This window comes from Erwinia sp. (genome assembly GCF_031978025.1).
Lineage (GTDB): Bacteria > Pseudomonadota > Gammaproteobacteria > Enterobacterales > Enterobacteriaceae > Erwinia.
Genome location: NZ_DALZCD010000342.1, coordinates 1 through 3,970 on the forward strand (window position 1 = coordinate 1; position 3,970 = coordinate 3,970).

Genomic DNA, 3,970 nt, shown 5'->3' on the forward strand with positions numbered 1-3,970 from the left:
TTGCGGGCGATACGGAAGACGACGTCACGGCACGCGTACAGCATCAGGAGCACGCTATTTATCCGCTGGTGGTCGGCTGGTTTGTGGATGGCCGCCTGAAAATGCAGGACGGCGCAGCCTGGCTGGATGGCGAACGTTTACCGCCGGAAGGCTACGCCTGGGGCTAAGCGTACAAGGGAAACCACCGGTTTCCCTTTTTTATTCAGCCATAGCGGCCCGTAATATAATCTTCAGTCCGTCGCTGACGCGGCGCGGTAAAAATCCTGTCCGTTTCGTCAACCTCCACCACGCTGCCGTGATGCATAAAGGCGGTATAGTCAGACACGCGCGCGGCCTGCTGCATATTGTGCGTGACCAGCACCAGCGTAAAGTGTTGTTTTAACGTGCTCATTAGCTCTTCAATCACCAGCGTGGAAATGGGATCGAGTGCTGAGGTTGGCTCGTCCAGCAGCAAAATTTCCGGTTCGATAGCAATGGCTCTGGCGATCACCAGCCGCTGTTGCTGCCCACTGGACAGCGTCAGGGCGTTTTGCCAGAGATTGTTTTTCACCTCTGGCCAAAGTGCCGCCGCTCGCAGCGCGCTTTCCACCGCCTCGTCCAGCACGCGCCTGTCGCGTACCCCCTGAAGACGCAGGCCGTAAACCACATTTTCATAAATGGTTTTGGGAAAAGGGTTTGGCCGTTGAAAAACCATGCCGACTCTTCTGCGCAGCGCTGCCAGGTCCTCATTGCCGCCCAGAATCGACTGCTGATACAAACGAATATCCCCCTCTACCCGACAGCCGTCGATCAGGTCGTTCATGCGGTTGAAACAGCGCAGCAGCGTCGATTTACCGCAGCCCGACGGGCCAATCAGCGCGGTAATGCGGTTTTCCGGCACGCGCAGCTTAATGGCATTCAGCGCCTGTTTCTGGCCATACCACAGCGAAAGGTTATCCACCTCAAGCGCGGTTTCCTGCTCGTTTGGCATTACGCTCTTCTCCATTAATTAATCAGCGCGCGATAGCGTTCGCGCAGCCGGTGGCGCAGCACCATCGCCAGCAGGTTCAGCACCAGGATGATCAGCACCAGCAGCAGTGCCGTGGCGAAAACCAGCGGCCTGTCCGCCTGAGCGTGGGGATTCTGGAACGCCAGGTCGTAGATTTGGAAGCCAAGGTGCATAAATTTACGATCGAGATGCAGCCAGGGAAAAACCGCATCCACCGGCAGTTCCGGCACCATTTTCACTACGCCTACCAGCATTAGCGGCGCGGTTTCTCCCGCCGCGCGTGCTACCGCCAGGATCAGGCCGGTCAGCATCGCCGGGATCGACAGCGGCAGAACCACATGCCACAGCGTTTCTGCCTGGGTTGCGCCCAGCGCCAGCGAGCCTTGTCGTAGCGTCTGCGGAATGCGCGACAACCCTTCTTCGGTGGCAACAATTACTACCGGCAGGGTCAGCAAAGCCAGCGTCAGCGAAGCCCAAAGCAGGCCCGGCGTGCCGAAAGTCGGGTCAGGCAACGCATGCGCGAAGAAAACCCGATCCAGGCTGCCGCCCACCAGCCAGACAAAAAAGCCCAGGCCAAACACGCCATATACGATGGAGGGCACGCCCGCCAGATTGACTACTGCAATGCGCACAAGGCGAGTGAGGAGACTGTTTCCGGCATATTCATGCAGCCAGATAGCCGCTACGACGCCAAGCGGCATGACTACAATCGACATCAGCAACACCATTAAAATGGTACCGAAGATGGCCGGAAAAACGCCATCTTCTCCCAGGCTGCCGCCAGAGGCGCCGCTGACGAAATGCCACAGCTGCGAGCCGAAATGTTGCCACTTTTCGCCGTAGCTCATCGCATTAGGGTACCAGGCCGCCAGGATCTGCGTCAGCGGAATAAGATGCTGCTCGCCAGTCACGTCACGCAGGATCAGCATGGTGCCTTCGCTCTCCCGGCTCAGCCCGGTCAGCGCCTGGGCCTGCTGGCGAAACTGTCGCTGCAGCTCGGCGCTGTCCGCCTGCCAGATACTTTGCGCCTGCGGCGTATAGTTTTGCTGCTGCTGCAAACGCTGCCGCTTGCGGTCCAGCTGCTCCATTTCGCTGTTCAGCTGCGCCATCGCCACATGGCGAATTTTTTCTGCCCGTCGCTGGCGCTGCCGGGTCTCTTTAATGCGCAGCTGTAGCTCACGCATCATATCCGTAGCCACCAGCGGCTGCCCGTTTTCACGCAGGCCGTCAAACCAGCCGTAGGCCATGCCGCCCACCCGACGCTGCAGAGCGATAACGTTGCCTGGCCGCGCTGTCGCAGTAATATCGCTGCTGAGCAGGCTGTGAAAATCGCTGTCGCTGAAGTCGCGGTTGCCCGTTTTTATCAGATAACGCGTCACCTGCTGCGGCAGATTAGCCGGCAGCGGCGCACCGCTGGCCCGCAGACGCTGGTGCGAAATCTCCTGCGATCCCGTGATTTCACCGAGCATCTGCTGGCTATGATTAACCGTAAACAGCGTCACCGGCTGCGGCCAAAAGTAGCGCATAGCGGACCACGCCAGCAGCGCGATCAGCAGCAGAAAAGCCAGCAGGCTCAGCGCCACCGCGCCGCCGGTCAGCCATCGCCAGCGATGATTGCGGGTAACGGCGCTCATCCCTGCATTTCCTGCTGGCTGAACCGTTGTCGCAGCCGCTGACGGACCAGCTCCGCCAGGGTGTTCACGATCAGCGTAAATACCAGCAGCACCAGCGCGCTCAGAAACAGAACGCGATAATGACCGCTGCCCGCAGCGGCTTCCGGCATTTCAATCGCCACGTTGGCGGACAACGTGCGCACGCCCTGCAACAAGCCGCCTTCCGTCACCGGCGTGTTGCCCGTCGCCATCAGCACAATCATGGTTTCTCCTATCGCCCGGCCAAAGCCAATCATCAGCGCGGCAAAGATCCCGGCAGAGGCGCCCGGCAGCACGACGCGGGTTAAGGTCTGCCACTGGGTAGCCCCCAGCGCCAGCGACCCCTGCCCCAGTGACGGCGGCACGCTAAAAATGGCGTCCTCGGCCAGGGTGAAAATGAGCGGCACCAGCGCAAACCCCATCGCCACGCTGGCGATCAGCAGGTTACGCTGCTGATAGCTGCCGCACAGCCTGTCGGCCAGATGGACACCCAGCACGCGGTGTTCCAGCATCGGCAACAGCCACAGGCAGACCAGCGTCACCAGCAGCAGTACCGGCAGTAAAATCCAGATTTCGCGACCTTCGCCACACAGCCGCCGGCGCCACTTTTCCGGCAGCCTTTGCGAAACATAACTGCAAAGCAGCAGGGTGGCGGCCAGTGCCATCGGCCAGAGCAGCACGCCCGCCAGACGATCCGCCAGCTGGGGGGCCAGCCACAAACCGGCGATCAGCCCAATCACCACGCTGGGCAAAGCCCCCATCATCTCTATCGCCGGTTTTACCCAGCGACGCAGTGCCGGTGCCATAAACCAGGCGGTATACATGGCGGCAGCCAGCGCCAGCGGCGTGGCAAACAGCATGGCCAGCCCCGCGGCCTTCAGGGTGCCGACGACCATCGGCACCAGACTGAATTTCCCCTGGTAGTCGTCGTTGGCTGACGTGGACTGCCAGACGTAATCTGCCTGGGGGTAATGTTCATACCAGACTTTCTGCCACAGATTTCGCCAGCTGATATCTGGCCAGGGATTGGTGATGTGATAGTGTTGCCAGCTGCCCTGCCGCTCTACCAGCAGCCCGTCGCCACGCGGCGCGAAGGCCGCATTCACTACGCCAGGCTCGAGCTGACTGTGCAGCACCACGCCTGCCTGCTTGCTGGCGAAAAGCTTAAATTCGCCCGCCGGGTTTAAGGTAGCGAACACGCGTCGATGCGCCTCGCTTAACAGCAAGGGCTGGTTGCTGGCATGGTTGAACTGGCGGATAGCGTTCAGATGCGGGCCGGTTGCGCTGGCGATATCAAACCACTGCGTGATGCTGTCATGGTTAGCCACCA

General features: G+C 60.4%; 3 protein-coding genes and 1 pseudogene. 1 reads left to right on the forward strand and 3 read right to left on the reverse strand.

Annotated features, from left to right (window positions below; translation table 11 throughout):
- Positions 1–167: pseudogene (purN, locus tag RTK32_RS19805) on the forward strand (phosphoribosylglycinamide formyltransferase); the annotation flags it as partial.
- A 35-nt stretch (positions 168–202) separates the two neighbouring features.
- Here the strand turns inward: purN and pstB are convergent.
- The 3 genes from pstB to RTK32_RS19820 form a co-directional block, all read right to left on the reverse strand.
- Positions 203–970, reverse strand: a complete 768-nt coding sequence (pstB, locus tag RTK32_RS19810) for a phosphate ABC transporter ATP-binding protein PstB (RefSeq protein WP_312046961.1) — start codon at positions 968–970, stop codon at positions 203–205.
- A 14-nt stretch (positions 971–984) separates the two neighbouring features.
- Positions 985–2,622, reverse strand: a complete 1,638-nt coding sequence (gene pstA / locus RTK32_RS19815; protein ID WP_312046963.1) for a phosphate ABC transporter permease PstA — start codon at positions 2,620–2,622, stop codon at positions 985–987.
- Positions 2,619–3,970, reverse strand: a 1,352-nt coding sequence (locus RTK32_RS19820) for an ABC transporter permease subunit (RefSeq protein WP_312046965.1), incomplete at its 5' end; no start/stop codon positions are given. The genes RTK32_RS19820 and pstA, both read right to left, overlap by 4 nt.